At 75.3% G+C, this 4406-nt stretch carries 2 protein-coding genes; both read right to left on the bottom strand.

Translation table 11 applies throughout. The features are described from left to right. A partial coding sequence (locus ABT247_RS32060) for a beta-ketoacyl synthase N-terminal-like domain-containing protein (RefSeq protein WP_350749800.1) occupies positions 1-1094 on the bottom strand: 1094 nt, incomplete at its 3' end. A gap of 57 nt (positions 1095-1151) precedes the next feature. Beyond that, a partial coding sequence (locus tag ABT247_RS32065) for a type I polyketide synthase (RefSeq protein ID WP_350749804.1) occupies positions 1152-4406 on the bottom strand: 3255 nt, incomplete at its 5' end.

Below are 4406 nucleotides of genomic sequence, written 5' to 3' on the forward strand. Positions count from 1 at the left end.
CGCTCCTGCCCGTACGTCGCCAGCAGGGCCTGGGCCTCGATCGGATCGCCCAACCGGGTGCCCGTCCCGTGCGCCTCCACCGCGTCCACATCGGCGGGGGTGAGCCGGGCGTTCTTCAACGCGTCCCGGATCGCCCGCTGCTGGGCCGGCCCGTTGGGAGCGGAGAAGCCGCTGCTGCTCCCGTCCTGGTTGACGGCCGAGCCGCGCACCACCGCCAGCACCCGGTGCCCGTTGCGGCGGGCGTCGGAGAGCCGCTCCAGCAGCAGGACACCGACGCCCTCCGCCCAGCCGGTGCCGTCCGCGCCGGCGGCGAACGCCCGGCAGCGTCCGTCGGGCGACAACGCCCGCTGACGGCTGAACTCGACGAAGCCACCCGGCCCGGTCATCACGGTGACGCCGCCGACGAGCGCCATCGTGCACTCCCCGTTGCGCAGCGCCTGTCCCGCGAGGTGCAGGGCGACCAGCGAGGAGGAGCACGCCGTGTCCACCGTGATCGCCGGGCCCTCCAGGCCCAGGGTGTAGGCCACGCGCCCGGACACCACGCTGCCCAGGCTGCCCGTCATCAGGTAGCCCTCGAGGTCGTCGGGGGTCTCGCGCAGTCGCGCGGCGTAGTCCTGGTGCATCACGCCGGCGAAGACGCCGGTCCGGCTGCCGCGGACGGACGCCGGGTCGATGCCGGCCCGCTCGAAGGCCTCCCAGGAGGTCTCCAGCAGCAGCCGCTGCTGCGGGTGCATGGCGAGCGCCTCGCGCGGGCTGATCCCGAAGAAGTCCGGGTCGAACAGTGCGGCCTCGTGCAGGAAGCCGCCCGCCCGGGCGTACGTCTTTCCGACCGCCTCGGGGTCGGGGTCGTACAGCGCGTCCAGGTCCCAACCGCGGTCCTCCGGGAAGGCGGAGATCGCGTCGCCGCCGCCGGCGACCAGCTCCCAGAGGCCCTCGGGCGACGTGACGCCCCCGGGGTAGCGGCAGGCCATGCCGACGATGGCGATCGGGTCGGAGGCGGCAGCGGTCAGCTTCCGGTTCTGCTGCCGCAGCAGCTCGGCCTCCTTGAGGGAGGCTCGTAGCGCCTTGACGACTTCTTCACTGGATGCGGTCATCGCGAACTCCGAAACTCCGTGCCGTAGAGGGGCGTTGCGAGGGGCGGTGCGTCGTGGTCAGTGGTCACCGAGGGCGACCCGGATGAGGCTGTCCAGGTCCATCGTGTCGAGCGCGCTGCCGTGCTCCTGCTCGTCGGTGCCGGCCGGTTCCTCCGTCGGGTCCGCGAGACCGAGGAGGGTGCGGACCAGCCCGGCCTCCTGGAAGCGGGCCAGCGGGACCGTTGCCAGGACCCGCCGGAACTCGGCCTCGTCGACGCCTTCGACGCCGTCGGTGCCGTGGTCCTCGCCGCTCCGCGCCCCGGCCGGCGCCGGCTCCGCCGGGAACACCTCGCTCGCCAGGTGGCGGGCGACGGCGGCCGGGGTCGGGTGGTCGAAGATCAGGGTGGCGGACAACCGGGTGCCGCTCTCCCGGCCGAGCCGGTTGCGCAGTTCCAGCGCGGTGAGGGAATCGAGCCCGAGGTCGAGGAAGCCGCGGTCGGGTTCGACCCGCTCCGGCGAGGCGTAGCCCAGGACGGCTGCCACCTGGGCCCGGACCAGGTCGAGCAGGGCGCGGCCGCGCTCCGCCGCCTCCAGTGCGGCGAACCGCTGCCGGAACGTCTCGGCCTGCGTCGCCGTCTGCGGCGCGGAGGCCTCGCGGCGCCTCGGGGCCCGGAGCAGGCCGCGGAACACCGGCGGCACGTCCGACTGGGCCCGCAGGGCCGCGGTGTCCAGCCGGGCCGGGACGAGCACCGCGTGATCCGTCCGCAGCGCCGCGTCGAAGAGCGCGAGCCCCTGCTCGGAGGGCATGCCGGCGAGGCCGGTCCGGCTCAGGCGGCGGAGGTCGGCCTCGGCGAGATGGCGGGTCATCCCGCTGGACTCCGCCCACAGGCCCCAGGCCAGGGAGTGCGCGGGCAGGCCCTCGGCCCGGCGGTGCAGGGCGAGGGCGTCCAGGAAGGCGTTGGCCGCCGAGTAGCTCGACTGGCCGGCCTGCCCCAGGACACCGGCGGCCGACGAGAAGAGGACGAACGCGGTCAGGCCGGCGTCCCGGGTCAGCTCGTGGAGGTGCCACGCCGCGTCGACCTTGGGGCGCAGGACGGCCGCCACCCGGTCGGGGGTCAGCGCCGTGAGCACGCCGTCGTCCAGCACGCCCGCCGTGTGGATCACACCCACCAGCGGGTGCTCGGCGGGCACCCGGGCCAGCACGGCGGCGAGGGCGTCCCGGTCGGCGGCGTCGCACGCGGCGACCGTCACGGTGGCGCCCGATGCCGCCAGCTCGTCCCGCAGTTCGGCCGCACCGTCGGCGGCGAGCCCCTGCCGGCTGAGGAGCAGCAGGTGCCGCACGCCGTGCCGGTCCACCAGGTGACGGGCGAACAGGCCGCCGAGCAGGCCGGTGCCACCGGTCACCAGCACGGTGCCGGTCGGGTCGAACGAGGGCGGGGCCTCCGCCGCACCGGGCGTGACGGTCGCCAGCCGGGCGGCCGAGACGCGGCCCGCGCGCACGGCCAGCTGGGGTTCCGCCGAGGGGAGCGCCCGGACCAGTGCCGGGTAGGAGTCGGGGTGGTCGTCCAGGTCGGCGAGGACGAGCCGGCCGGGGTTCTCCGACTGGGCGGACCGGACCAGGCCCCACAGCGGCGCGTGGACGAGGTCCGTGACGTCCTCGGCCGGGCCGACGGCCACGGCGCCGCGGGTGAGCAGGACGAGCCGGGAGTCGGCGAAGCGCTCCTCGGCGAGCCAGGCCTGGACCAGGGCCAGCGCGCGCTCGGCCGCCGCGTGGACGTGCTCCACGGTCGCTCCGGTGGCGGGCGGGAACGCCGCCACCACCGTGGCCGGCCGGGAGGCCCGGAGGGCGAGCAGGTCGGCGGGTCGGGCGTATCCGGAGTCGTCGGCGTCGAGCATCGACGGCGGTGCTGCGTCGGGCGCGCCCGCGCCGAGCGGCAGCGGGACCCACTCCACCTGGTACAGCGAGCCGTGGTGGCCCCGGGTGGCGGCGCTGAACTGCTCGGGCGTCACCGGGCGCAGCGTCAGCGACCCGACCGAGACGACCGGGCGGTCGGCTTCGTCGGTCGCGGTGAGGGCGACGGTGTCCGCGCCCGTCGGGGTGAGCCGGACGCGCAGCGAGGCGGCCGCCGTGGCGTGGACGACGACGTCGGACCAGGCGAACGGCAGGCGGACGCCGTCGCAGCCTTCCAGCAGGCAGGCGTGCAGGGCCGCGTCCAGGAGCGCCGGGTGCAGCCCGAAGCCGTCGCCGTGCCGCTCGGGCGGGAGCGCGACCTCGGCGAGGATCTCGTCGCCGTGCCGGCCGACGGCCCGCAGGCCCTGGAAGGCCGGACCGTAGTCGAAGCCGACCGCGGCCAGCCGGTCGTAGACCGCCTCGGCGGGAGCGAGCGCTGACGTCCAGGGCCGGGGCGTGTCCACGGACGGTGCGGGGCCTTCGGCGGCCAGGACGCCGGTCGCGTGCCGGGTCCAGCCGGTGCCGTCCTCGACCGCGGAGTGGACGGTGACGGCACGGCGGCCGGACTCGTCGGGGGTGCCGACCCGGACCTGGAGCCGGACGGGCTGGTGCTCGGGGAGGACGAGCGGGGCTTCCAGCGTCAGTTCGTCGAGGTGTGCACAGTCCGCCTGACGGCCGGCGTGGAGGGCGAGTTCGACGAGCGCGGTGCCAGGGGCGAGGACGGTGTCCCAGACGGCGTGGTCGGCGAGCCAGGGGTGGGTGGTGAGGGAGATCGAGCCGGTGAGGACGAGTTCGTCGTCGGTGGCGAGCGGGAGGAGCGCGCTGAGCAGGGGGTGGTCGGCGGGGGTGAGGCCTGCGGTGCGGACGTCTCCGGTGGCTGCGGGGGTGTCGAGCCAGAAGCGTTCCCGTTGGAAGGGGTAGGTGGGCAGGTCGATCGCGGTGGCGCCGGCCTCCGTGGCGAACAGGGCGCGCCAGTCGACGGGGGCGCCCTGGGCGTGGACCTCGGCGAGGGAGGTGAGCAGCCGCCGGAGGCCGCCTTCGTTGCGGCGGAGGGTGGCGGTGGTGAGGGTGGGGTGGGGGTGGAGGGTTTCTTCGATGGCGGGGGTGAGGACGGGGTGGGGGCTGATTTCGATGTAGGTGGTGTGGCCGTGGGTGTGGGCGGTTTGGAGGGCTTGGGTGAGGAGGACGGGTTGGCGGAGGTTGGTGTACCAGTAGTGGGGGGTGAGGGTGGTGGTGTCGATGGGGGTGCCGGTGACGGTGGAGTAGAGGGGGATGGTGGCCGGTTTGGGGGTGATGCCGGCGAGTTGGTCGAGGAGTTGTTGGTGGATGGTTTCGACGTGGTGGGTGTGGGAGGCGTAGTCGACGTCGATGCGGCGGGCGCG

It is taken from the genome of Kitasatospora sp. NPDC001539 (assembly GCF_040298565.1).
Classification (GTDB): domain Bacteria; phylum Actinomycetota; class Actinomycetes; order Streptomycetales; family Streptomycetaceae; genus Kitasatospora.